Consider the following 25,059-nt stretch of genomic DNA (forward strand, 5'->3'; position numbering starts at 1 on the left):
TCCAGGAGAGCGATATGCGCAACAACAGACTTCCTCCCTTTGTCCTGCCGGTCGCGGCCCTCGCCTTCGCCGGCCTCATGGCCGGCTGCACCGCCATGCAACCCGCCACCAGCACCAGCAGCGGCAAGGCCCCCACGGGCCTGAAGGTCACGTCCAGCGCCTTCGCCGACAACGGCGTCATTCCACCCGACCATGCCGGCGTGGGCGATTGCGGCGGCAAGAACGTCTCGATGCCGGTGGCCTGGAGCAACCTGCCAGCCAAGGCGAAGTCGGTGGCCGTGCTGCTGTCCGACCCCGACGGCGCGGCCGGCCTGGGCGTGTCGCACTGGGTGGCCTACAACATCGCGGCCGAGCGCGGCCAGCTCAAGGCCGGCGAAGCGCAGCCGGGCGCCGACTTCACGATGGGCCCGAACGTCGCCGGCGCCACCGCGTACCGCGGCATGTGTCCGCCGGTGGGCGACCAGCCGCACCACTACACGCTGACGGTGGTCGCGTCCGACCTCGCACCCGGCGCGCTGCCGGCCGGCCTGTCGCGCGACGCGCTGCTGGCCGCGCTCAAGGGCCATGCGCTGGGCGGGCAGAGCGTGGTGGGCCTTTACAGCCGCTGATGGAGCGCATCCGCACGGCATCGTCATGCTTGCGGTTAATAATTAAGACTTCAGTTTTCCGGCGTCCGTCCGCAGTGGCTGCCGCCGCTTTTCCGAAAGCCCTCTCGATGGTCCTGTCCGCCGCCGCGTCCGACGTTTCCCCGTCCACCGACCTTGACGCCATGTTCGACCTGGCGCCCGTCTCCCTCTGGCTGGAGGACTACAGCGAACTGCGGCGCATGCTCGACGGCTGGCGCGCGCAGGGCGTGACCGACCTGGTCGCCTACCTGGCCGAAGACCCGCAGCGCGTGCGCGACTGCATGGCCCTGCTCAAGGTGCTGCGCGTGAACCAGCACACGCTGCATCTCTTTGCCGCCGACAGCCAGGAAACGCTGCTGGGTGCGCTGGGCAGCGTGTTCCGCGACGACATGTCGGCCACCGTGGTCCACGAACTCGACCAGCTCTGGCGCGGGCAGCTCAGCTTCGAGAGCGAAACCGTCAACTACGCGCTCGACGGACGGCGGCTCAACGTGCGCGTGCGCGCCCGCGTGCTGCCCGGCCACGAAGCCACCTGGAACCGCGTGCTGGTGTCGCTCGACGACGTCACCGAGCGCGTGGCCGCGCAGCGCCGGCGCGACGAGAGCGAGCAGTACGCACGCAGCCTGTTCGACCGCTCGCCGGTCTCGCTGTGGGTGGAAGACTTCAGCGCCGTGCGCAACCTGCTCGAAAGCATCCGCGCGCGCGGCATCACCGACTTCGCCACCTTTATCAAGGTGCACCCGGAGTTCGTCACGCGCTGCATGCAGGAGATTCGCGTCATCGACGTGAACCACGAAACCCTGCGCATGTTCGGCGCGCCCGACCTGACGACGCTGCTGGGGAACATCTCGCGCATCTTCCGCGGCGAGATGCGTGAGTCCTTCGCCGAGCAGCTGCAGGACCTGTGGAACGGCAAGACCGTGCAGCAGCGCGAGGTGCTCAACTACGCACTGTCGGGCGAGGTGCTCAACATCCACATGCAGTTCGCGGTGCAACAGGACCGCCTCGACACCTGGGACCTGGTGCTGGTGTCGCTGGTCGACATCACCGCGCGCAAGAAGGCCGAGGCGTACCTCGAATACCTCGGCAAGCACGACGTGCTCACGCAGTTGTGCAACCGCACCTACTACACCGAAGAACTCAACCGGCTGTCGCGCAAGGGGCCGTGGCCGGTGTCGATCGTGGTGATCGACCTCAACGGCCTGAAGCAACTCAACGACCAGGAAGGCCACGCCGCCGGCGACTCCTTGCTGCGCCGCATGGGCGAGGTGCTCGACAAGGCCGTCGCCCCGCCGTCCTGGCCCGCGCGCATCGGCGGCGACGAGTTCGCGGTGCTGCTGCCCATGACCGACGAGCGCGGCGCCGAAGCCATGCGCGAGCGCATCCTGACGCTGCTGGAAATGAACAACCAGTTCCACGCGGGCCAGAGCGGCCATGCCCTGAGCCTGGCCATCGGCCTGGCGACCTGCCACGCGGGCGAACCGCTGGAGGCGGCGATGCAGCGGGCGGACCGGGCGATGTACGTGGACAAGGCGAACCACTACGAGGCCACGACGCAGGAGCGCCGGCTCGCATAGGCCGGGCACCACGCGGCTGTTCGTTCGCCAAGGGCTTCGGCCCTTGTCTTTCCCCTACCGGCTGGATAGGATTCCGCCGCTGTATCCACATGTAGCGCGGCCAGTGGCCGTCGATTCCACGCATCTGAGGGGATGCACGGCATCTGCTGTTTCCCGCACGACCATCCACGTGCGGGCATGTTTCTGCAGCACGGGGGGAGGTTGGTCAGTGGCCGGCTTCCGGAACTGATCATCTTGCAAAGGTAGAAAAAATGAAGCGCTGTGTCGCCTCTTTGGGCGTGCTCGTTCTGTCCTCTTTGATCGCTTCGTGCGGTGGTGGTGGAGGCGGCGGAGGCGGGGGAGGTTTTCCGGGGCTGCTGCCCCCACCCAACACGCCACCGGTCGCGAATCCGGCCGGCGCGTGGCTGACGTTCAATCCGTCGCCGGTCGAACTCACGCTGTTCCCCAACACGCCCCAGACTTTTTACGTCACCGCAACGTCGACCAAGGTCATCACGGTCCCGGTGAGCGTCGGCATCATCGACACCAAGGGCGTGATCACCACCAACGTCAAGATTTCAAGCAGCGGGCAGCAATACACCGCCACCCTGAACACCAATGCGTCGCTGGCCGCCGGCACCTACACCGGCAACTTCGAGGTGCGGGCCTGCTACGACACCAACCCGCTGACCTGCGCCCAGCCCGTCGAAGGCTCGCCCTGGCAGCTGCCCTACAAGATCACGGTGATCGACCCCGCCACCCTGCACTACTCGGCCTGGGAAGCGGCGCAGACGACGCCGGGCTTCACCGACAACTTCGCGCTCAGCTATCGCGATGGCAAGCCCATCGTGGTGTCGGCCAACTTCTATGACGGCAACATGGACACGTGGACCTCTGCCGACATCGGCAGCAGCTGGACCAAGGTGCCGACAACGACCGCGCTGACACCATCGACCAAGAGTTTCGCCCTGGCCAGCGACGGCGTTGCGGTCTACCTCAGTGGCGGCCAAACGGTCGGCACGTACGGCAAGCCCCTGGGCGGCTACAAGAGCCACGTCTGGAAATTCGATGGCAACGACTGGCAGCCACAGGCAACGGCCGCCCTGTTCCCCGGCCGCGAAGCGCATGTGATGGCCAAGGTCGGCACCACGCTGTACGTGGCGGGTGGACGCAACGGCGCCGGCGCCATGCGCGACGTATGGAAGTCCACCGACGACGGCATCAATTGGACGAAGGCGGCAGACGCCCTGCCCGCGGCCCTCGGCAACCCCACCTGCGCGCTGAACTGGCAGGGCTCTCTGCTGCTGGTGGGCGACCAGGTGGCCACGTCCGCCGACGGCACCAACTGGACCCTGGCCAGCGGTTTCCCGGCGAACTTCCCCAAGGGCAGCACGCAGTGCGCGGTGCTCAACGGGCGGCTGTTCATCAGCCCGACCTCCGACGCCACTTTCGGCAAACCGAACCAGAACGCCATGTCGACCACCGACCTGGTCAACTGGCAACTTGAACGCCCACGCGTCGGCAGCTCCGGCGATGCATCGGGCATGGCGGTCATCCAAGGGCGCCTGCTCGTGACCACGGGCCAGGGCACGTCGCAACGCACCACCTACCGCACGGTGCCCTGAGCACGATGCGGGCGCCGCGGCTTCACTCCGGCGCCCGCACCTGCTCCAGGATGAAATCGATGAAGGTCCGCAGCGCCCGCGTGTGCTGCCGGTTCGGCATGTAGAGCATGAACATCTGCGTGCCGAAGATCGACAGGCGCCAGTCGTCGAGCGTGGTCACCACGTCGCCGCGGCGCACGTCTTCCTGCACCACGTAGTCGGGCACGAGGCCGATGCCCAGGCCGGCCAGGATGGCCTGGCGCAGGAACAAGAAGTTTTCCGAGATCAGGGTCGGCTCCAGGATCACCTCGCGCCGCGTTTCCCCCTGGTAGGCCGACACGCGCAGTTGCCGCCCGATCACCGCAGCCGTGACCACCGGCGCGCCCTGCAGCTCGTCGAGCTGCACGGGCAGCGGGTTCTTCTTTGCGTAGTCGGTTGAAGCGCACGCCACGTAGCGCACCGGCCCCAGGTCGCGCGCAACCAGGTTCTGCGGCGGCTCGGGCACCACGCGGATGGCGATGTCGACCTCGTCGCGCAGCAGGTCTTCGATGCGGTTCTCGAACACCACGTCGAGCACGATGCCGGGGTACTGGCGCTTGAAGTCGATCAGCCAGTCGGCCATGACCAGTTGCCCGTAGCCGCTGGGCACGCTCAGGCGCACGCGGCCCTGCAGGCCCTGCCCCAACGTGGTGACCGACTCGCGCGCGGCCAGCAGCTCGGTCTGGATGGCCACGCCGTGCTGGTACAGGCGCAGGCCGATTTCAGTGGGCTCGGCGCGCCGGGTGGTGCGCCGCACCAGTTGCGCGCCCACCGAGCGTTCGAGCTGGTTCAGGTGATAGCTGACGTTGGCGCGGCTCATCTTGAGCCGGCGCGCCGCCGCGCTCAGGTTGCCGGCGTCGAGGATTTCGACCAGCAGGGTCAGCGATTGCAGGTCCATGCACCCATTGTGTCAAAAATCCTTTGACAGTCTGTCAACCGTCTATGCAATTGTCAAAGCCGCGATGCGGACCAAGAATGCGGGGTTCACCCCCAGAGCCTCGGGCCCCTCGCCTTGCATCCGCATCGGCAGGGCCCGCCAACGCAAGAGACAAGCACATGGCCACCACAACTCCCAGCCTTCCCACGTCTTCCGGTCCCGTCACCTTCGAGCGTCTTGGCGACGTGTTCGTGGTGACCATCGACAACCCGCCCGTCAACGCCCTGGGCGTGGATGTGCGCCGCGGCCTCGTGGCCGCCATCGAGGCGGCCGAAGCCGACAGCGGCGCCAACGCGGTGCTGATCGTCGGCGCGGGCCGCAACTTCATCGCCGGCGCCGACATCCGCGAATTCGGCAAGACGCCGCAGCCGCCCTCGCTGCCCGAGGTGTGCCTGAAGATCGAGAACTGCGCCAAGCCGGTCGTCGCCGCGATCCACGGCGCCGCGCTCGGCGGTGGCCTCGAAGTAGCGCTGTCGGCGCACTACCGACTGGCCGTGCCCTCCGCCAAGCTGGGCCTGCCCGAAGTGGCGCTGGGCCTCTTGCCCGGCTCGGGCGGCACGCAGCGCGCACCGCGCCTGATCGGCGTGAAGGCCGCACTGGAGCTGATGCTCAGCGGCCGCCACGCAGGCGCCAAGGAAGCGCTGTCGCTCGGCCTCATCGACCGCCTGGGCACCGGCGCCGACGCGCGGGCCGAAGGCATCGCCTACGCGCAGGAACTGGCCGCCGCCAAGGCGCCGGTGCGCCGCACGCGCGAAGCCGGCGCACTGGCCGACAAGGAAGCCAGCCGCGCCGCGCTCGAAGCCGCGCGCGCCGACACCGCCAAGAAGAGCCGCGGACTGTTCTCGCCGATGAAGATCATCGAAGCCGTCGAAGGCGCGCTCACGCTGCCCTTCGACGAAGGCATGGCGCTGGAGCGCAAGCTGTTCCTGCAGTGCATCGACAGCCCGCAGCGCGCCGGCCTCATCCACGCCTTCTTCGCCGAGCGCGAAGTGCTGAAGGCGCCTGAAACCCGGTCCGCCAGCCCGCGTCCGCTCGAAGCGGCCGGCATCATCGGCGGCGGCACCATGGGCGCGGGCATCGCGGTGGCCATGCTCGACGCGGGCATGCCCGTGACCATGATCGAGCGCGACGACACGCAACTCGCGCGCGGCCGCGCCAATGTCGAGAAGGTGTACGACGGCCTCATCAAGAAGGGCCGCATGACGCCCGAGGCCAAGGCCGCCGTCATGGCGCGCTTCTCGGGCTCCACCAGCTACGACGCGCTGGCGCAGGCCGACATCGTGGTCGAGGCCGTGTTCGAAGACATGGCGGTCAAGAAGGCCGTGTTCGCCGAACTCGACCGCGTGTGCAAGAAGGGCGCGGTGCTCGCCACCAACACCTCGTACCTGGACATCGACGAGATCGCCGCCAGCATCTCGCGTGCGCAGGACGTGGTGGGCCTGCACTTCTTCTCGCCGGCCAACATCATGAAGCTGCTGGAGATCGTGGTGCCCGCCAAGGTCAGCGCCGACGTGGTCGCCACTGGCTTCGAGCTGGCCAAGAAGCTCAAGAAGGTGCCCGTGCGCGCCGGCGTGTGCGACGGCTTCATCGGCAACCGCATCCTGGCCGTGTACCGCCAGGCCGCCGACCACATGATGGAAGACGGCGCCTCGCCCTACGACATCGACGCGGCCGTGCGCAACTTCGGCTACCCGATGGGCCCGTTCCAGGTGTCCGACTTGGCCGGCGGCGACATCGGCTGGGCCACGCGCAAGCGCAAGGCCGCCACGCGCGACCCGCAGGCGCGCTATGTGCAGGTGGCCGACCGCATCTGCGAACGCGGCTGGTTCGGCCAGAAGACGCAGCGCGGCTACTACCTGTACCCCGAAGGCGCGCGCACCGGCGTGCCCGACCCCGAGGTGCTGGCGATCATCGACGCCGAGCGCGTGCGCGCCGGCATCACGCCGCGCAGCTTCACCGAAGAAGAAATCATGCGCCGCTACATGGCCGCGATGGTCAACGAAGGCGCCAACGTCGTGCTGCAGCGCATCGCACTGCGCCCGCTCGACGTGGACGTGACCTTTCTCTACGGCTACGGCTTTCCGCGCCATCGCGGCGGCCCGATGAAGTACGCCGACACCGTGGGCCTGCCGAAGGTGCTGGCCGACATCCGCGAGTTCGCCAAGCAGGACCCGATCTTCTGGAAGCCTTCGCCGCTGCTGGTCGAGCTGGTCGAGCGCGGTGCCGATTTCGCCAGCCTCAATCAATCCGAGTAATTCCAGAGTCCCTCCGGGTCCGACCGGGCCCGTCCATCAAGGAGTCATCCCATGCGTGAAGCCGTCATCGTTTCCACCGCCCGCACCCCGCTCACCAAGGCGCATCGCGGCGAATTCAACATCACCCCCGGCGCCACGCTGGCGTCCTTCGCGGTCAAGGCCGCGGTCGAACGCTCGGGCCTCGACGCGGCACTGATCGAGGACGCGATCCTCGGCTGCGGCTACCCCGAAGGCACCACCGGCCGCAACATCGCGCGCCAGGCCATCATCCGTTCGGGCCTGCCGATCAGCATTGCCGGCACCACCGTCAACCGCTTCTGCGCCTCGGGCCTGCAGGCGATTGCCATGGCCGCAGGCCGCATCGTGGTGGACGGCGCGCCGGCCATGATCGCGGGCGGCGTCGAAAGCATCTCGCAGATCCGTGGCCGCAGCCCCGGTGACGGCGGCGACCTCAGCCTGGACCCGTGGATCGTCGAGCACAAGCCCGAGCTGTACATGGCGATGATCGACACGGCCGACGTCGTGGCCAAGCGCTACGGCATCAGCCGCGAGGCGCAGGACCGCTTCTCCGCCGAGAGCCAGCGCAAGACCGAAGAAGCGCAGATCGCCGGCCGCTACAAGGACGAGATCGTCGCCTGCACCACCACGATGGCCGTGACCGACAAGGAAACGAAGGAAGTCACCCACCGCGAAGTCACCGCCACCGAAGACAACTGCAACCGCCGCGGCACCACCTACGAGGCGCTGGCCAAGCTCAAGCCCGTGATGGGCGACGACAAGTTCGTGACCGCCGGCAACGCCTCGCAACTGTCGGACGGCGCATCGGCCTGCGTGCTGATGGAAGCCAAGGACGCCGAGCGCGCCAACATCCAGCCGCTGGGCGCATTCCGCGGCCTCGCGCTGGCCGGCTGCGAACCCGACGAAATGGGCATCGGCCCTGTCTTCGCCGTGCCCAAGCTGCTCGCGCGCCATGGCCTGAAGGTGCAGGACATCGACCTGTGGGAACTCAACGAAGCCTTCGCCTCGCAGTCGATCTACTGCCAGGAAAAGCTGGGCATTCCGTCCGAACGCCTGAACGTGAACGGCGGCGCCATCTCCATCGGCCACCCCTTCGGCATGACCGGCGCGCGCCTGACGGGCCACGTGCTCATCGAAGGCAAGCGCCGTGGCGCGAAGTACGCGGTGGTGACGATGTGCATTGCCGGCGGCATGGGCGCGGCCGGTCTGTTCGAAATCTATTGAGGAACTGCGATGGACTTGAACTTCACCTCCGAAGAAGAAGCCTTCCGCGCCGAAGTGCGCGCCTTCCTCGCCGACAAGCTGCCCGCGCGCCTCTCGGCCAAGGTCAGCGGCGGCCAGATCCTCAGCAAGGCCGACATGCAGGAATGGCACGCCATCCTGAACGCGCGCGGCTGGCTGGCCAACCACTGGCCCGAGCAGTACGGCGGCCCGGGCTGGACGGCGGTGGAGAAGTTCATCTTCGAGCACGAATGCGCCCTGGCCTTCGCGCCGCGCATCGTGCCCTTCGGCGTGAACATGCTGGGCCCGGTGCTCATCAAGTACGGCAACGAGGCGCAGAAGCAGCGCTGGCTGCCGCGCATCCTCGACGGCGCCGACTGGTGGTGCCAGGGCTATTCGGAACCCGGCGCGGGCTCCGACCTCGCAGCGGTGAAGACCTCGGCCGTGCGCGGCATCGACGCGCAGGGCGACCACTACATCGTGAACGGCCAGAAGACCTGGACCACGCTGGGCCAGCACGCCAACATGATCTTCTGCCTGGTGCGCACCAACCGCGAGGCCAAGAAGCAGGAAGGCATCAGCTTCCTGCTGATCGACATGACCTCGCCCGGCGTGGAAGTGCGCCCGATCATCACGCTCGACGGCGAGCATGAAGTCAACGAGGTGTTCTTCTCCGACGTGCGCGTGCCCGCCGAGAACCTCGTGGGCGAAGAGAACAAGGGCTGGACCTGCGCCAAGTACCTGCTGACCTACGAACGCACCAACATCGCGGGCGTGGGCTTCTCGGTGGCCGCGCTCGAACAGCTCAAGGGCATCGCCGCAAAGCAGGTGAAGAACGGCAAGCCGCTCGCCGAAGACCCGTCGTTCGCCGCACGCATGGCGCGCGTCGAGATCGACCTGGAGAACATGAAGACCACCAACCTGCGCGTGATCGCCGCAGTGGCCGGTGGCGGTGTGCCCGGCGCGGAAAGCTCGATGCTGAAGATTCGCGGCACGGAAATCCGGCAAGAGATTTCTTCGCTGGCCCGCCGCGCAATGGGCGTCTACGGCCGCCCCTTCGTCGCCGAAGCACTGCAGGACGGCTTCGCAGGCGAGACCTTCGGCCCGGCCTACGCGAAGGCCGCCGCCGCGCGCTACTTCAACAACCGCAAGCTGTCGATCTTCGGCGGCTCCAATGAAATCCAGAAGAACATCATCAGCAAGATGATCCTGGGCCTGTAAGGAGACATGCAATGAACTTCGAACACACCGAAGACCGGCGCATGCTCGCCGACAGCCTGAACCGCTTCATCGCCGAGCGGTACGCCTTCGATGCGCGCGACCGCATCGCGAAGTCGGCGCACGGTTTCAGCAAGGAAATCTTCCAGAACTTCGCCGAACTGGGCGTGATCGGCGCGCTGTTCAGCGAGGCCGATGGCGGCTTCGGCGGCGGCGGCTTCGACATCGCCGTGGTCTTCGAGGCACTGGGCCGTGGCCTCGTGGTCGAGCCGCTGCTGGGCGCCGTGATGGTCGGCGAAGCGATCAGCGTTGCCGGCAATGCCGCGCAGAAGGAAAAGATCGGCGACATCATCAACGGCGCCACCGTCGCGGCCTTTGCGCACGACGAAGCCGACACGCACTACGAACGCACGCGCGTGGCAACCCGCGCCGAACGCAACGGCGATGGCTGGGTGCTGAAGGGCGCCAAGGCCGTCGTGCCGCAAGGCGAACAAGCCGACCTGTTCCTGGTCTCCGCCCGCACCTCGGGCAACGTGGACGACGAAGCCGGCATCTCGCTGTTTCTCGTGCCCGCGAAGACCGCAGGCCTTTCGGTGCGCGGCTGCCCCGCCATCGACGGTGGCCGTGTCGCCGAACTCACGCTCGATGGCGTGAAGCTCGGCGCCGATGCATTGCTCGGTGCAGAAGGCCAGGGCCACGCCACGCTGGAGCGCGCCATCGGCCGCGGCGTGCTCGCGCTGTGCGCCGAAGCCCTCGGCGCGATGGAAGCCGCCAAGACCGCGACGCTGGAATACCTGCGCACGCGCAAGCAGTTCGGCATCCTCATCGGCAGCTTCCAGGCACTGCAGCACCGCATGGCCGACCTGCTGCTCGAAATCGAACAAGCCCGCTCGGCCGTCATCAACGCCGCAGCCGCCATCGACGGCAACGACCGCGTGACGCGCGAGCGTGCACTGTCGGCCGCCAAGTTCAGCATCGGCCGCATCGGCGCGCTGGTGGCGGAAGAAAGCATCCAGATGCACGGCGGCATCGGCATGACGTGGGAGCTGCCGCTGCCCCACTACGCCAAGCGCCTCGTGATGATCGACCACCAGTTTGGCGACGAAGACCATCATCTGCAGCGCTACATCGCCCTGGGCAAAGAGTCTGGCAAGGAGCTGGCAGCATGAGCGACAACAAGACCGTGTTGATCTCGCAAGAGGGCGCCGTGCGCATCCTCACCAACAGCAACCCGGCCGCGCGCAACGCGATCACGCCGACGCTGTACGCCGAACTATCGGCCGCCCTCGCCGACGCGCAGAACGACCCCGAAGTGGGCGCCATCGTCTTCACCGGCGCGGGCGATTTCTTCTGCTCCGGCGGCGACCTGAACCTGCTGGCCAAGCGCCGCGAGCTGCCCGCATCGGAGCGCCGAGAAAAGCTCGAAGGCCTGAACAACCTGATCCGCGCGATCCGCGATTGCGGCAAGCCGGTCATCGCGGCGGTCGAAGGCGGTGCTGCTGGCGCGGGCCTGTCGATGGCGCTGGCCTGCGACATGCTCGTGTCGGCACGCGATGCCTTCTACACCGTGGCCTACATCAAGGTCGGGCTCACGCCGGACGGCGGCGCGACGGCCTTCCTGTCGGAGTTCGTCTCGCGCCAGGTGCTGACCGAGATGTGCCTGACCGGCGACCGCATGCCGGCCGAACGCCTGCATGCACTGGGCGCGGTCAATCGCCTGACCGACAAGGGCGCGGCACTGGCCGAAGCCATCGCGCTCGCGGCCAAGGTCGCGAACGGCCCGCTGCGTGCGAGCGCGCGCATCAAGACGCTGTGCCGCCAAGCGCACCACGCATCGCTCGAAGAACAGCTCGAGGCCGAAGCCGTGTTCATGGTCGAGTCGCAGGCCGATGCCGAAGCGGCCGAAGGCATTGGCGCGTTTCTCGGCAAGCGCAAGGCCGACTTTGTCGCGCTGCGCCACCAGAAGCAGGCTGCGTCCTGACACGCGCCGCGCTCATCCCTCCAACCTCCTGCACATGGGTGCGGAGGTTTTTCGTCTTTCCGGAGTTGCCGTCATGTCCTCACTGAATTCCTCGCTGCCGCTCGCCGGCGTGCGCGTCCTCGATCTGTCCCGCATCCTTGCGGGCCCCTGGTGCGGCATGGTGCTGGCCGACATGGGCGCCGAGGTCATCAAGGTCGAGCACCCGGGCCGCGGCGACGACACGCGCGACTGGGGCCTGCGCGTCGGCAAGACCGAGACCGCCTACTTCAACAGCGTGAACCGCAACAAGCGCTCGGTCACGCTCGACCTGCAGACGCCCGAAGGCCAGCAGATCGCGCGCGACCTCGCCAAGCAGTGCGACGTCGTGATCCAGAACTTCAAGTTCGGCGGCATCGACAAGCTGGGCCTGGGCTACGAGCAACTGAGCAAGGAACAGCCGGGCCTCATCTACTGCTCAATCTCGGGCTATGACCGCACCGGCCCCGAGGCCGCGCGCCCCGGCTACGACCTCGTGGTGCAGGGCGAGGCGGGCCTGATGGCGCTCAACGGCGAAGCCAACCAGCCGCCGCTGAAGTTCGGCGTGGCCGCTGTCGACCTGTTCACCGGCATGTACTCGGCGCAGGCCATCCTGGCCGCGCTCTACCAGCGCGAGAAGACCGGCAAGGGCCGGCATGTGGAGATGGCGCTGTTCGACTGCGGCCTGATGATCACCGCCTACTACGGCCTCGAAGCGCTGCTGATGGGCGAAGACCCGCCGCGTTATGGCAACTCGCATCCGTCGATCGTTCCCTACGGCGTGTTCGATGCCGAAGACGGCCCGCTGGTCATCACCGTGGGCAACAACAGCCAGTTCGCGCGCTTTTGCACCGACGTGATCGAGCGGCCCGACCTCGCGGCCGACGAGCGCTTCAAGACCAACATCCTGCGCTCGGCCAACCGCGAAGCACTGCTGCCCGAGCTGCACGCCGAGCTGGCCAAACGCAAGCGCGTCGACCTGCTCGCCAAGCTCACAGCCTCGGGCATTCCGTGCGGTGAAGTGCTGGGCCTGCTCGAAGCGCTGCAATCGAAGCGCGCGACCGATGCCGGCCTCGTGACCACGCAGCCGCATCCGGTGGCCGGCACCGTCAACGTGCTGGCGCCGCCCTACCGTTTCGATGGCGAGCGCCTGCCCGTGCGCAGCGCGCCGCCCACCCTGGGCGAAGGCACGCACGACGTGCTGAAGTCCCTGCTCGGCCTGTCGGATGAAAAGCTGGCCGCGCTCAAAACGAGCGGCGTCGTCTGAAGAAGACGCCCGCATTCCCGACTCCCTGCATCCGTGCTCCCTTGAATTGAAGAAGAAGTCCATGGCCTCCCTCGCTTTCCGTTCCCTCCGCAGCCCCCTTCGCCGTGCACTCATTGCCCTGGCCCTTCCGCTCGTGGCCGGCGCCGCCTTCGCGCAAGCCTGGCCCACCAAGCCCATCACGCTGATCGTGCCCTTCCCGCCCGGCGGCCCGACCGACGTGGCCTCGCGCATCGTGGCGCAGAAGATGTCGCTCGCGCTCAAGCAGAGCATCGTGATCGACAACCGCAGTGGCGCCTCGGGCACCGTGGGCGCCGCCGCCGCGGCCCGCGCCACGCCCGATGGCTACACCTTCGTGATGCTGGCCACGCCGACGCTGCTGGCCTCGCACCTGTACGGCCCGACCGGCTACGACATCTTCAAGAACTTCACGCCCGTGGGTTCGGTGTACGACCTGCCGATCGTGCTGGTGGTCAACCCCAAGTCGCTGCCCGACGTGAACGGCGTGCAGGACCTGATCGCCAAGGCCAAGGCCGAAGGCGGCAAGCTCAACTACACGACGGCCGGCGCCGGCAGCTTCGGCCACCTGACGACCGAGCAGCTCAAGACCATCGGCAAGTTCGACATGCAGCACGTGCCTTACCGTGGCAGCGCGCCGGCCGTGACCGACCTGATCGGCGGCCAGGTGCCCGCCATGTTCTCCGACCTCGTGGGCGTGCTGCCGCACATCAAGGCCGGCAAGCTGCGCGCCATCGCCGTGGGCTCGGGCCAGCGCGTGAGCCTGCTGCCCGACGTGAAGACGGTGGCCGAGCAAGGCTTCCCCGGCTTCGACGCCACCTCGTGGGGCGGCCTGCTGGCACCGGCCGGCACGCCGAAGGACGTGATCGACCGCATGAGCGCCGCGCTGAAGAACGCGCTGGCCGACAAGGAAGTGCAGGACAAGCTGCAGAGCGTGGGCTCCTTCGCGGCCTACCGCACGCCCGAGCAGACCGGCGTGCGCATGAAGCAGGACTTCGAGCGCTGGGGCAAGGTCATTCGCGACAACCACATCACGAACCAGTAAAACAACCCGCGGCCGACAGGGCGACACCATCAAGGAGACAGACATGACAGACAGCGACAAGAACAACAACTACAACACCCCGGTCGGCGCGCCGTTCCGCCCCGCTTTTCCCGTTCGCAGCCTCGCGGACATCCACAAGCTCGAAGAGACGCCGCTGGCGCAGGCGCTCACGGTGCGCAGCACCTACGAGATCTTTCGCAATGCCGGCGCGGCCTTCGGCCACAAGACCGCGCTGACCTTCCTGCGCACCGGCAACCCGGCGGACGAACCGATCCGCTGGTCTTACGCCGAGCTGCTCGCGCGCATCCACCAGACCGCCAACCTGCTGCACACGCTGGGCGTGGGGCCGGACGATGCGGTGGCGGTACTGCTGCCCGGTTGCCTCGAATACCACCTCGCGCTCTGGGGCGGCGAAGCGGCCGGCATCGTGCAGCCGCTCAACCCGCTGCTGAGCGACGAGAAGCTGGTCGCGCTGATGACCGCCGGCCGTGCCAAGGTGCTGATCGCCTATGGCTCGGACAGCGAATCGGGCATGTGGTCGAAGGCCATGCGGCTGCGCGGGCAGGTGCCCACGCTGACCACCGTTCTGCGCGTGGCGCCGCACGACGAAGCGCCCGGTGCGGCCGGTGCGTTGCCGGACGGCGTGGCCGAGTTCGACGTGCTGCGCGCCGCGCAACCCAACGACCGTCTCGTGAGCGGCCGCGACATCGCGCCGACCGACATCGCCGCCTACTTCCACACCGGCGGCACCACCGGCGCGCCGAAGCTCGCGCGCCACAGCCACGGCGCGCAGGTGTTCACCGCCTGGGCCAGCGTGCAGGTCGCGGGCATGAACGAGAACGGCATCTCGATCAACGGCTACCCGCTGTTCCATGTGGCGGGCGTGCTGCCGGCTTCGCTGTCGTCGCTCTCGGCGGGCGTGGAAGTGATCATTCCCACCACCTCGCTGCTGCGCAACAAGGAGGTGCTGGCCAACTACTGGAAGCTGGTGGCGAAGTACCGCCCGACCTCGCTGTCGGCCGTGCCCACCGTGCTCGCGGCACTGGCCAACGTGCCGCTCGACGGCGCGGACATTTCCTCCATCACCTACTGCCGCACCGGTGCCGCCGTGCTCGCGCCCGAGCTGGCTGCGCGCTTCGAGCGCCTGTTCGGCCTGCATGTGCACGAGAGCCTGGGCATGACCGAGATGGCCGGCATCTCGACCATCACGCCGCCGGGCGTGGACGGGCCCGCGGGCTGCGTCGGCTTTCGCCTGCCCTACATGCAGATGCGCGTGGTGGCGCTCGACGAGAACGGCAACGCGAGCGACCGCGAAATGCCGCAAGGCGAGCAGGGCATGGTGCTGTTCAAGTCGCCCAATGTGTTCTCGGGTTTCGTCGACCCTGCGGACAATGCCAAGGCCTTCACGGCCGACGGCTGGCTCGCCACCGGCGACCTGGGCTGGATCGACAGCGAACAGCGCCTGAACCTCACGGGCCGCTCGAAGGACCTGATCATCCGCAGCGGCCACAACATCGACCCCAAGACCATCGAGGACGCACTGGGCGCGCACCCCGCCGTGCAGCTGTGCGCGGCGGTCGGCGCACCCGATGCCTATGCGGGCGAGCTGCCGGTGATCTTCGCGACGCTGGTGCCCGGTGCATCGGCCACCGAAGAAGAGCTGCTGGCCTTCACCGCCGCGCGCGTGGACGAGGCACCCGCGCGGCCCAAGTGGGTGTCGGTGATCGCGACCATGCCGATGACCAACGTCGGAAAAATCTACAAGCCCGAGCTGCGCGCCATGGCCGCGCAGCAGGTGGTGGCCGCCACGGTCGCCGAGGTGTGCGCGGCACTCGGCGTGGCCGCCGCCGCGAGCCCCGAAGTGACGACCGAAGGCGAAAGCCTCGTGCGCGTGCGGATCGATGCGAAGGCCGTGGGCGCGCTGGCCGCACCGTTGCACGAACGCCTACAGAAGGCGCTGGAGCCGCTGCCCTTCAAGACACGCATCGCGCTGCAGTGACCGCAAGCATTTTTGAAACCGAGAGAAGACAGAGACAAGCCATGAACTTCCGCATCACTCCGAACCGCCGCGCCCTGCTGTGCGCAACCGCCGCCGTCACCACGCTGCTGTGCGCGCTGGCACCGGCCCACGCCCAGGCGCCGTACCCGAACAAGCCGGTGCGCATGGTCGTGCCCTTCGCGGCCGGTGGCGCCACCGACGTGCTCGCGCGCGTGCTGGGCCAGAAGATATCGGCCGGCCTGGGCCAGCCCGTCATCATCGACAACAGGCCCGGCGCGGCCGGCATCATCGGCACCGACGCGGTCGCCAAGGCTGCACCCGATGGCTACACCATCGTGCTGGGCCTGAGCAACTCGCTGATGACCAACGAGTTCCTCTACGAGAAGCTGCCCTACGACACGGCACGCGACCTCACGCTGGTCTACCAGATCGCGATGGCGCCGCTGGTGCTGGTGGTGCACCCCAGCGTGCCCGTGAAGACCGCCCCCGAACTGCTGAAGTACGTCAGCGCCAACAAGGGCAAGCTGGCTTACGGCTCATATGGCGTGGGCGCCTACCCGCACCTGGCCGGCGCGCACATGAGCCTCACGCAGCAGGCCGACATGAACCACGTCGCCTACAAGGGCGAGGCGCCGATGCTGCAGGACCTGATCGGCGGCCAGATCCAGATGGCCTATGCCAGCGCGCTGGTGGCCAAGCCGCACATCGATTCCGGAAAGATCCGCGCCATCGGCGTGAGCGGCGAGCGCCGCATGAGCACCCTGCCCGACGTGCCCACGCTGGCCGAGCAGGGCCTGAAGGACGAGGCCTACCGCGTGACCGGCTGGCTCGCCATCGCAGTGCCCGCCAAGACGCCCAAGCCCATCGTCGACCGCATCGCGCAAGAGGTGCGCAAGGCCACGCAGCAGCCCGACGTGCGCGAGCGCGTGGCGGCCATGGGCTTCGAGATCAAGGACAGCTCGCCCGAACTTTTTGCCACCGCATGGAAGGCCGAGCGCCCGGTGTGGGAGCGCCTGATCAAGCAGTCGGGCGCCCGGCTCGAGTAATTCATTCTTCAGTCATTCAAAGGAACAGCCATGAAGGTTCTGGTACCTGTCAAACGGGTCGTCGATTACAACGTGAAGGTGCGCGTCAAGAGCGACGGCACCGGGGTGGACATTGCCAACGTCAAGATGAGCATGAACCCCTTCGACGAGATCGCTGTCGAAGAAGCGGTTCGCCTGAAGGAAAAGGGCGTGGTCACCGAAGTCATCGCTGTCTCCTGCGGAGATGCCAAGTGCCAGGAAACCCTGCGCACGGCCATGGCCATCGGCGCCGATCGCGGCATCCTCGTTGAAACCACCGAAGAGCTGCAGCCGCTGGCTGTGGCCAAGCTGCTGAAGGCGCTGGTGGACAAGGAGCAGCCCCAACTCATCATCCTGGGCAAGCAAGCCATCGACGACGATGCCAACCAGACCGGCCAGATGCTGGCTGCGCTGGCCGACCTGCCGCAAGCCACCTTCGCCTCCAAGGTCGAAGTCGCAGGCGACAAGGCCACGGTAACGCGTGAAGTCGACGGCGGCCTGGAGACCATCTCCCTCACGCTGCCGGCCGTCATCACGACCGACCTGCGACTGAACGAGCCGCGCTACGTCACGCTGCCCAACATCATGAAGGCCAAGAAGAAGACGCTCGACGTCTTCAAGCCCGAAGACCTGGGCGTGGACGTCAAGCCGCGCCTGAAGACCCTGAAGGTCAGCGAGCCGCCCAAGCGTGGTGCCGGCATCAAGGTGCCTGATGTTGCAACGCTGGTGGACAAACTGAAGAACGAAGCGAAGGTGATCTGAACATGACCGCACTTGTTATTGCCGAACACGACCACGCCAGCATCAAGCCGGCCACTCTCAATACCGTGACTGCAGCCTTGGCTTGCGGCGGTGACGTCCACGTGCTCGTGGCTGGTGCCAATGCAGCGGAAGCAGCGAAGGCGGCCGCGCAGATCGTTGGCGTGTCCAAGGTCATCGCTGCTGACAGCCCGAGCCTTGCTGAAAACCTCGCAGAGAACGTCGCAGCCCAAGTGCTGGCCATCGCCGGCAACTACAGCCACATCCTGTTCCCCTCGACTGCCAACGGCAAGAACGTCGCACCGCGCGTTGCTGCCAAGCTCGACGTGGCCCAGATCAGCGACATCACCAAGGTGGACAGCCCCGACACCTTCGAGCGTCCGATCTACGCCGGCAACGCGATTGCCACGGTGCAGAGCAGCGACGCCACCAAGGTGATCACGGTTCGCACGACCGGCTTCGACGCAGCAGCAGCAACGGGCGGCAACGCCACTGTCGAAACCGCCGAAGGCGTCGCAGACAGTGGCAAGAGCAGCTTCGTCGGCCGTGAAGTCACCAAGAGCGAACGTCCCGAACTGACCGCAGCAAAGATCATCGTCTCCGGTGGCCGTGCCTTGGGCAGCGCCGAGAAGTTCACCGAAGTGATGGCGCCGCTGGCCGACAAGCTGAACGCGGGCCTGGGCGCCAGCCGCGCTGCAGTCGACGCAGGCTACGCCCCCAACGACTGGCAAGTGGGCCAGACCGGCAAGATCGTCGCGCCGCAGCTGTACATCGCAGCGGGCATCTCGGGCGCGATCCAGCATTTGGCCGGCATGAAGGACTCCAAGGTGATCGTGGCGATCAACAAGGACGAAGAAGCACCGATCTTCTCGGTGGCCGACTACGGCCTCGTGGCCGACCTGTTCGTGGCCGTGCCCGAACTGGGCAACGCGCTGTAAGAGGACGCGCGACAAATGAAGACCCGCATCACCGAACTGCTCGGCATTCGCTACCCCATCATCCAGGGCGGCATGCAATGGGTGGGCCGCGCCGAGCTGGCAGCGGCCGTGTCGAACGCCGGCGGCCTGGGCATCGTGACCGCGCTCACGCAGCCCACGCCCGACGACCTGCGCAATGAAATCGCACGCACCCGCGCACTCACCGACAAGCCCTTCGGCGTGAACCTCACCATCCTGCCGGCGGTGAAGCCGCCGCCGTATGCCGAGTACGTGCAGGCCATCATCGACAGCGGCATCAAGATCGTGGAGACGGCGGGCAACAGCCCGAAGGACTTCATCGAGGCGCTGAAGCGGCATGACGTGAAGATCGTGCACAAGTGCACCTCGGTGCGCCATGCGCTGTCGGCGGAACGCAATGGCGTCGATGCGGTGTCGGTCGACGGCTTCGAGTGCGCGGGCCATCCGGGCGAAGACGACGTGCCCGGCCTCGTGCTGCTGCCCATCGCCGCGCGCAAGCTGCGCATTCCGATCATCGCGTCGGGCGGCATCGCCGACGGGCGCGGCATGGCTGCGGCGCTTGCGCTGGGCGCAGAGGGCATCAACATGGGCACGCGCTTTTGCGTGACGAAGGAAGCGCCGATCCACGACAACATCAAGCAGGCGCTGGTCGATGCGACCGAGCGCGACACCAAGCTGATGTTTCGCACCATGCGCAACACCGCACGCGTGTTCCGCAACGCCGTCTCCGAAGAAGTCGTGGCCACCGAGAACCGCCCCGGTGGTTGCGAGTTCGAAGAGGTGCGCCCGCTGGTCGCCGGTGCGCGCGGCCGTGCGGCGCTGGAGTCGGGCGAGGTGAACAACGGCGTGGTTTCGGCCGGCCAGTGCATCGGTTTGATCGACGACATTCCGACCTGCGCCGAACTGCTCGAACGCATGGTGCGCGAGTGCCGCGAGCACCTGGACCGGGCGCGGTCCTGGATGGACTGAATCTTTCTTCTGCTCGCATCGGGGGCCCGCTCACGAGGTCCCCGCGCAGCGCATTGCGGAAGCTGCATTTGTTGGCGGTCGCCGAGACTTCGTGCCGCATGAACCGGCTACTTCGCCGGGTTCTTCTCTAGAGTGGATGCCCCTGTCACTCGATACCCCAACAAGGGGAGAAGAAAGGCGCAACACACCCAACCACCACCGAGATGTTTGAAGGCTGCTTGCCTCGCGGCAGGTTGTCGGTGCGAAAGCAGCGATGCAGATGCGAGGTATCAAAAGGCGACGGCCAGGGTGTTACGAGCACCCCGACCGTCTAACCAAGTTCGTGCACTTACCTCTAAAGGAACGCACAAAAATGGCTACCAAGACTATAGCCCGGCCTCGCACGCCGGTAGCTTCCGAAGAAAACGCCCAAGACCCGGCGGATCTTCTCGAAAACACCCTCTCTCAACTCGAAGCCCTCCTGTGGGTCTGCCACGGGGAAGACATCGACTGGTGCAGCGGCGAAGGGCCTCGACAACTGGACAACCTGCTTTGGCTTGCGGCTGAACTTGCGCGCAAGGCGAGGGAACTGTTTCAGATGAGCGAGAAGGCGCGGCGTGGGGCGCTTGAGACCGGCGGTTAGGGGCTGGTCTGTGCGGGCTGCGGTTTCGCGGCCCGCTCTGGTGAACGGGTTCTTTGGGGTACGACGGCTGAAGCCCTTGTGATGGAGGGACTCGGCTCGGTTGAGGTTTGCGAGGCAGGCCTCGGTGGCAGCTATGTGCTCCGTGCTGATCGTCGACAGACAATGGGGGCATCCGCTTTGCAGCGGAAGCAGACATGCGTTGCAACTGTCCCGCCGTGTCTTCGGTCGTTGAAACGTAGACGCCGCGCGACCTCCTCGCTCGTGGGCGCGCATCATGGCGCTGGATGCCCAAGAAGTTATAAAGTGACTAATTAATAGCCAAGGATCACTATGCCGCGTACCAAGGGCGCAAAGAACATCGTCGCGTTTGAGGATCGACCAGCCATCTCCACTTCGCCGAATTCGGATATCAAGCACTTGGCCCGAACGGCAACTCGAACTGAGCTGGAGTCTTTCCTTGCCTTGTTGAGGCACCAAACGAATTTCACAAATTGGATCATCTCGCGCCACGAGGAGCTCCAGAAGTTGAGGATCAAGAAGGGGCCGAAGGACGCCACTTACAACAAGTACAAGTGGTACGCGGAGCACCTTCTCTTGCTGGAAGCGATCAATGCTTTCGAGGTCTTTTACAAGCGCTCTATCGTCGCAGTTGGCACTGCGCTAGCACCGCATGTCCCTGCTGACAGGGTCAAGGGAAACATCGATACGCGAATCTTATGGACCGCTCCCCCCGGCACCCCTGCCCCAGATCTCATATTCGAAAGCAAGCTCTATCACGACCTCGACGAAGTCGACAAAGCGACTGACGCACTGGTCCAAGCAAAGCGCTACAACAAGAACTCCCCTTCTGCGGCACTTCGGCAGCGGGTGAGAACGCTGCAAGCGGTCTTTCAACTCCGGCATACCCTGTCGCACAACCACGGGCTGGTAACTGCAAGTGATGCTGGAAAGCTGCAACTACTCGGGTACTCTGCAAAGGTCGGTGAAGTCATCGATCCGACCAAGGACTATCTGGCCACGGCAGTGCGACGCACCCTAGAGAGCGAGGCTAAGGATTTCTCGAAATGGCTCCTGAGCGCGACCGCGAACTACCTTCAGAATGTTCATACGAGTACGGGTGCAGTACTATTTAAAAATGCTCTCAATATCCTAGAGGCCCGGTTAGGAAAACACGCCTCACTTTCCGCGCTGCCTTGGATTCCATCGGCGGTGCTTTGACTGCTTTAAGCCATAGCTGTTCTTGACACTTCTGGGGTCAGCGTCCGCTTCTAGCTGGGGCTTTGTGAAATGTCGGAGACCAACTTAGGGGAATGCTTCAACCCTTGGCAGCATCAACATCATTCGTCATGGGCCGATCGGAAAACTCAATGTTGTGAGGGTTCACAAATCAGGTGTGTGACTGCGTTTTCAAACAGCCGCAGCCTACGACGACCGCCAGAAGTGGCGTTGGAAAACGCTCAAATCATACGGGTGTGATATGCATCAGCGGGCGGCAATCACGGTGCTTACAGTCTCTCTACAGATAGCTTTCCATCGTGAAAATGAGTCAATTAAAGTGATGCATGTGGTTCGAAATAATTCCGAAATTTCCGTTGCGCAAAACAGTCAGTGAAAAAGTGTGGCAAAAAACCCAATGACCAGCCCAATCATGGCGCTCAACGCTATCCACCAGTTGCTTATTAAGCCCGTGTGCCAAACTTTTATTGCTAGAGCTCCAAAACTGGCAATCCCTGCTACCCACTTGAAACGTGTGGCAACAGCAGAGATGCGATAAAAATACAAATAGCTGGCAATCAATCCGGACTGAATAAATGCCGGAGCCTTGTAAAAAATATTGCCAACCCGTGTCGCCTCATAATGAGTTGAATGGAAATTTTTTCCAGCTATGTTCACTAGAGTAAGTGCGGGCCTAAACAATCCCATTTTAAGACCAAGTCCCACCGAACGTTCACGACGCCATCTCCATGCCATCGAAATTTTTTGCTGTTGAATAGGCGCCGTCATATCTTGCATTGGCGAGTCGCAATCAAGCAAAACCTCGCACCCCATTATGTAAGCTGCCTCGCTGTCTAGTCGTGAGTGATGGTGTTTTGTAAATCCTTCTTTTGAACCTATTAGTTCCAGAGAGCGATTTATCAAATGCCGCCCCATCCAAATTGAAAATTTCGGATTCAGCCTTGACATAAAATCGTTATTGACAGCAAAATTAAAAATATATAACCATCCAAACTATTGGGCAATCATTACGAGTATAAGACGTTGTCGCATCGCCATAGTTGAGTGCCGAAAATCTGGTCCAGATGCTGGCGAAGCGAGCTGAGTGGCCTATCAATCCGCGTGTCGCGAGTGGTTGCTCCCGGGCGGCAGCCCGCGATCAAACCTGTTGCAAGGTCTGGGCCCTCGGTAAAAAAAGAGTTTTACTAATGGCCGCAGCCAAGTGACCGGCAACTGGGACAACTGACGTTTTACGCAACTGCTGTGAATGGCGCATTTCAGCCTGAAGCGAACATTGAACGCGGTCATACCAAAGTCGACCGCAGCCGCCCCCAGCCCTTCAGACTTCTGCTTGTCCACCACCCGCCTCTCACAAGAGCTCAGTGGTACGCCCTCGCTCGTCCATCTGCAATCCGCCGCAGCGGTCGAACCGCCAGCACCACAGCCGCGCTCATCGTGCGCAGGGCGCCGGGCGCCGGGTGCTCCCCGCAGCGAAATAAAGGAGGAGCCCGAAGGCCCGGGGGACATTCGCGCAGGGGAGCACCCGGTGCCCTGTGCACACGCCCCGAAAGCCGCTCAGCAGCCCCCGCAGCTAAGGAAACCCCCGATACATGAGTGGTCATTGACCACCTAGCATGGAAGGCTGTTTCCCTGTCGAGGTGTACGGATCGCATCCCGGCGTCCGCCCGGTGACATGGCGTTCGTGCCTCACTGACCTTCCTGCGATGACAACTCCACCCGAGTCCGGCCCCACGCTGGACGCCGCCAGCCCCCTCCCCCCCGACATCGAAGCCGCCGACGAACCGACCAAGGTTCCCCTTGCCATCGAGGACTGGCTCACCGTTCTCATCATGGGCGCGCTGGCGCTCATCACTTTTGCCAACGTGCTGGTGCGCTACTTCACCGATTCGTCCTTCGCGTGGACCGAAGAGTTCTCGGTGTTCCTCATGATCATGCTGGCGCTGGTGGCCGGCTCGGCCGCCGTGGCGCGCGACCGGCACATCCGCATCGAGTACTTTTCCGAAAGCGGTTCGATGGCGCGGCGCAAGCGGCTCGCGCAGTTCGGCGCGCTGACCATCGCGATCCTGTTCACCCTGATCGGCGCGCTCAGCATCCGCATGGTGTGGGACGACTACCACTTCGAAGAAACCACGCCGGGCATCGGCCTGCCGGCCTGGTGGTATTCGATCTGGCTGCCGATCGTGTCGTTCGCCATCGCGCTTCGCGCGGTGGGCCTGATGATCCGCCGCGGCCGCAAGACGAACTACAAGTCCGACGCGCCCGCCGACAAGAAGACCGCAAGCAGCAACAGCAGCAGCAATAACAGCAACAAGGGCGACGCCAAGTGATCGCCACGCTTCTCTTTGTCGCCTTCGTCGTGATGATGCTGGTGGGCGTGCCCATCGGCGCGGCGCTGGGCCTGGCCGGCGCCGCCTGCATCGCGCTGGCCAACGGCGACGCGCAATGGTTCGGCCTGCTGGCCGTGCCGCAGAACTTCTATGCCGGCCTGGGCAAGTACCCGTTGCTGGCGATTCCGATGTTCGTGCTGGTCGGCTCGATCTTCGACCGCTCGGGCGTGGCGTTGCGCCTTGTCAACTTCGCGATTGCCATCGTGGGCCGTGGCCCCGGCATGCTGCCGCTGGTGGCGATTGCGGTGGCGATGTTTCTCGGCGGCATCTCGGGCTCGGGCCCGGCCAATGCGGCGGCCGTGGGCGCGGTGATGATCGCGGCGATGTCGCGCGCCGGTTATCCGCCGGCCTTCTCGGCCAGCGTGGTGGGCGCGGCGGCGGCCACCGACATTTTGATTCCCCCCTCGGTCGCGTTCATCGTCTACTCGGTGCTGGTGCCGGGCGCCTCGGTGCCGGCGCTGTTCGCGGCCGGCATGATCCCGGGCGTGATGGCCGGCCTGGCGTTGATGATTCCGGCCGTGTGGCTGGCCCGCAAGCACAAGATGGGCGCGCTCGAATCGACGCTGCCGCGTCCGCCATTCTGGAAGAGCTTTCGCGAAGCGACCTGGGGCCTGGCGGCGCCGGTGCTGATCCTCGGCGGCATGCGCGCGGGCTGGTTCACACCGACCGAAGCGGCGGTGGTGGCGGTGTTCTACGGCCTGTTCGTGGGCATGTGCATCCACCGGACGATCAAGGTGCGCGACCTGTTCGTGATCTTGCGCGAGTCGGGCGAGTTGTCGGCGGTGATCCTGCTGGTGGTGTCGCTGGCGGGCATCTTTGCGTATTCGCTGTCGACGCTGGGCGTGATCGATCCGGTGACGCGCGCGATCGTGAATTCGGGGCTGGGCGAATACGGCATCCTGTCGTTGCTGATCCTGCTGCTGATCACGGTGGGCATGTTCCTGGATGGCGTGTCGATCTTCCTGATCTTCGTGCCGCTGTTGTTGCCTATCGTGCAGCACTACAAGTGGGACCCGGTGTGGTTCGGCGTGATCCTCACGCTGAAGGTGGCGCTGGGCCAGTTCACGCCACCGCTCGCGGTGAACCTGATGGTGTCGTGCCGCATCGCCAAGGTACGGATGGAGGAGACCGTGCGGTGGGTGGGCTGGATGCTGTTCTCGATGTTCGTGGTGATGGTGCTGGTCATCATCTTTCCGGAACTCGCGCTTTGGCTGCCGCGCAAGCTGGGGTACTAGGCGGTGTCCTGTGCACGCGCCCCGAGCGCGCCCTC

Annotated in this window: 21 protein-coding genes; 19 read left to right on the forward strand and 2 right to left on the reverse strand. The window is 65.5% G+C overall.

Annotated elements, in window-relative coordinates; genetic code table 11:
- Positions 1–14: 14 nt before the first annotated feature.
- The 3 genes from ACSFB7_RS07950 (at position 15) to ACSFB7_RS07960 (ending at position 3,807) form a co-directional block, all read left to right on the forward strand.
- Complete coding sequence (locus ACSFB7_RS07950) at positions 15–608, forward strand: YbhB/YbcL family Raf kinase inhibitor-like protein (protein WP_435468771.1); 594 nt, start codon at positions 15–17, stop codon at positions 606–608.
- A gap of 107 nt (positions 609–715) precedes the next feature.
- Entirely contained in the window at positions 716–2,203 is a 1,488-nt protein-coding gene (locus tag ACSFB7_RS07955) for a sensor domain-containing diguanylate cyclase (protein WP_435468773.1), read from the forward strand.
- A gap of 251 nt (positions 2,204–2,454) precedes the next feature.
- Positions 2,455–3,807: a DUF6242 domain-containing protein gene (locus ACSFB7_RS07960; RefSeq protein ID WP_435468775.1), complete on the forward strand. Its 1,353-nt coding sequence runs from the start codon at positions 2,455–2,457 to the stop codon at positions 3,805–3,807.
- Between the two features lie 22 nt (positions 3,808–3,829).
- Here ACSFB7_RS07960 and ACSFB7_RS07965 read toward each other — a convergent pair whose 3' ends face one another.
- A complete protein-coding gene (locus tag ACSFB7_RS07965; protein ID WP_435468777.1) occupies positions 3,830–4,723 on the reverse strand; it encodes a LysR family transcriptional regulator in 894 nt (297 codons plus the stop codon).
- Between the two features lie 158 nt (positions 4,724–4,881).
- On the opposite strand from ACSFB7_RS07965, the gene ACSFB7_RS07970 reads away from it, so the two are divergent.
- From ACSFB7_RS07970 to ACSFB7_RS08035, 14 genes are all read left to right on the forward strand, one after another.
- Positions 4,882–7,017: a 3-hydroxyacyl-CoA dehydrogenase NAD-binding domain-containing protein gene (locus ACSFB7_RS07970; protein ID WP_435468779.1), complete on the forward strand. Its 2,136-nt coding sequence runs from the start codon at positions 4,882–4,884 to the stop codon at positions 7,015–7,017.
- A 51-nt stretch (positions 7,018–7,068) separates the two neighbouring features.
- Positions 7,069–8,259, forward strand: coding sequence for an acetyl-CoA C-acyltransferase (locus tag ACSFB7_RS07975; protein ID WP_435468781.1), 1,191 nt, complete (start codon positions 7,069–7,071; stop codon positions 8,257–8,259).
- Positions 8,260–8,268: 9 nt separating this feature from the next.
- Positions 8,269–9,477: an acyl-CoA dehydrogenase family protein gene (locus ACSFB7_RS07980; protein ID WP_435468783.1), complete on the forward strand. Its 1,209-nt coding sequence runs from the start codon at positions 8,269–8,271 to the stop codon at positions 9,475–9,477.
- Positions 9,478–9,488: 11 nt separating this feature from the next.
- A complete protein-coding gene (locus tag ACSFB7_RS07985) occupies positions 9,489–10,643 on the forward strand; it encodes an acyl-CoA dehydrogenase family protein (protein ID WP_435468785.1) in 1,155 nt (384 codons plus the stop codon).
- Entirely contained in the window at positions 10,640–11,455 is an 816-nt protein-coding gene (locus ACSFB7_RS07990) for an oxepin-CoA hydrolase, alternative type (RefSeq protein ID WP_435468787.1), read from the forward strand. The genes ACSFB7_RS07985 and ACSFB7_RS07990 overlap by 4 nt, the downstream gene beginning before the upstream one ends.
- A 73-nt stretch (positions 11,456–11,528) precedes the next feature.
- Positions 11,529–12,737 (forward strand): CaiB/BaiF CoA transferase family protein, encoded by a 1,209-nt coding sequence (locus ACSFB7_RS07995; RefSeq protein WP_435468789.1) that lies wholly within the window; start codon positions 11,529–11,531, stop codon positions 12,735–12,737.
- A gap of 61 nt (positions 12,738–12,798) precedes the next feature.
- Positions 12,799–13,797: a Bug family tripartite tricarboxylate transporter substrate binding protein gene (locus ACSFB7_RS08000; protein WP_435468791.1), complete on the forward strand. Its 999-nt coding sequence runs from the start codon at positions 12,799–12,801 to the stop codon at positions 13,795–13,797.
- Positions 13,798–13,840: 43 nt separating this feature from the next.
- A complete protein-coding gene (locus tag ACSFB7_RS08005) occupies positions 13,841–15,796 on the forward strand; it encodes an acyl-CoA synthetase (protein ID WP_435468793.1) in 1,956 nt (651 codons plus the stop codon).
- A gap of 41 nt (positions 15,797–15,837) precedes the next feature.
- Positions 15,838–16,842: a Bug family tripartite tricarboxylate transporter substrate binding protein gene (locus tag ACSFB7_RS08010; protein WP_435468795.1), complete on the forward strand. Its 1,005-nt coding sequence runs from the start codon at positions 15,838–15,840 to the stop codon at positions 16,840–16,842.
- Between the two features lie 30 nt (positions 16,843–16,872).
- Positions 16,873–17,622, forward strand: coding sequence for an electron transfer flavoprotein subunit beta/FixA family protein (locus ACSFB7_RS08015; protein WP_435468797.1), 750 nt, complete (start codon positions 16,873–16,875; stop codon positions 17,620–17,622).
- Positions 17,623–17,624: 2 nt separating this feature from the next.
- Complete coding sequence (locus ACSFB7_RS08020; protein ID WP_435468799.1) at positions 17,625–18,557, forward strand: electron transfer flavoprotein subunit alpha/FixB family protein; 933 nt, start codon at positions 17,625–17,627, stop codon at positions 18,555–18,557.
- Positions 18,558–18,572: 15 nt separating this feature from the next.
- Complete coding sequence (locus ACSFB7_RS08025) at positions 18,573–19,544, forward strand: NAD(P)H-dependent flavin oxidoreductase (RefSeq protein ID WP_435468801.1); 972 nt, start codon at positions 18,573–18,575, stop codon at positions 19,542–19,544.
- A gap of 352 nt (positions 19,545–19,896) precedes the next feature.
- Positions 19,897–20,166, forward strand: a complete 270-nt coding sequence (locus tag ACSFB7_RS08030) for a hypothetical protein (RefSeq protein WP_435468803.1) — start codon at positions 19,897–19,899, stop codon at positions 20,164–20,166.
- 330 nt (positions 20,167–20,496) lie between these two features.
- Positions 20,497–21,384, forward strand: a complete 888-nt coding sequence (locus tag ACSFB7_RS08035; protein ID WP_435468805.1) for a hypothetical protein — start codon at positions 20,497–20,499, stop codon at positions 21,382–21,384.
- A gap of 387 nt (positions 21,385–21,771) precedes the next feature.
- Here ACSFB7_RS08035 and ACSFB7_RS08040 read toward each other — a convergent pair whose 3' ends face one another.
- Positions 21,772–22,179, reverse strand: coding sequence for a hypothetical protein (locus ACSFB7_RS08040; RefSeq protein WP_435468807.1), 408 nt, complete (start codon positions 22,177–22,179; stop codon positions 21,772–21,774).
- 926 nt (positions 22,180–23,105) lie between these two features.
- On the opposite strand from ACSFB7_RS08040, the gene ACSFB7_RS08045 reads away from it, so the two are divergent.
- Both ACSFB7_RS08045 and ACSFB7_RS08050 read left to right on the forward strand, forming a co-directional pair.
- Positions 23,106–23,729: a TRAP transporter small permease gene (locus ACSFB7_RS08045; protein ID WP_435468808.1), complete on the forward strand. Its 624-nt coding sequence runs from the start codon at positions 23,106–23,108 to the stop codon at positions 23,727–23,729.
- Positions 23,726–25,024 carry a TRAP transporter large permease gene (locus tag ACSFB7_RS08050; RefSeq protein WP_435468810.1) on the forward strand — a complete coding sequence of 433 codons (1,299 nt, stop codon included), beginning with the start codon at positions 23,726–23,728 and terminating at the stop codon, positions 25,022–25,024. The genes ACSFB7_RS08045 and ACSFB7_RS08050 overlap by 4 nt, the downstream gene beginning before the upstream one ends.
- The last annotated feature ends 35 nt before the right edge of the window (positions 25,025–25,059 follow it).

It is taken from the genome of Variovorax raffinosi (assembly GCF_051216615.1).
GTDB lineage: Bacteria > Pseudomonadota > Gammaproteobacteria > Burkholderiales > Burkholderiaceae_C > Variovorax.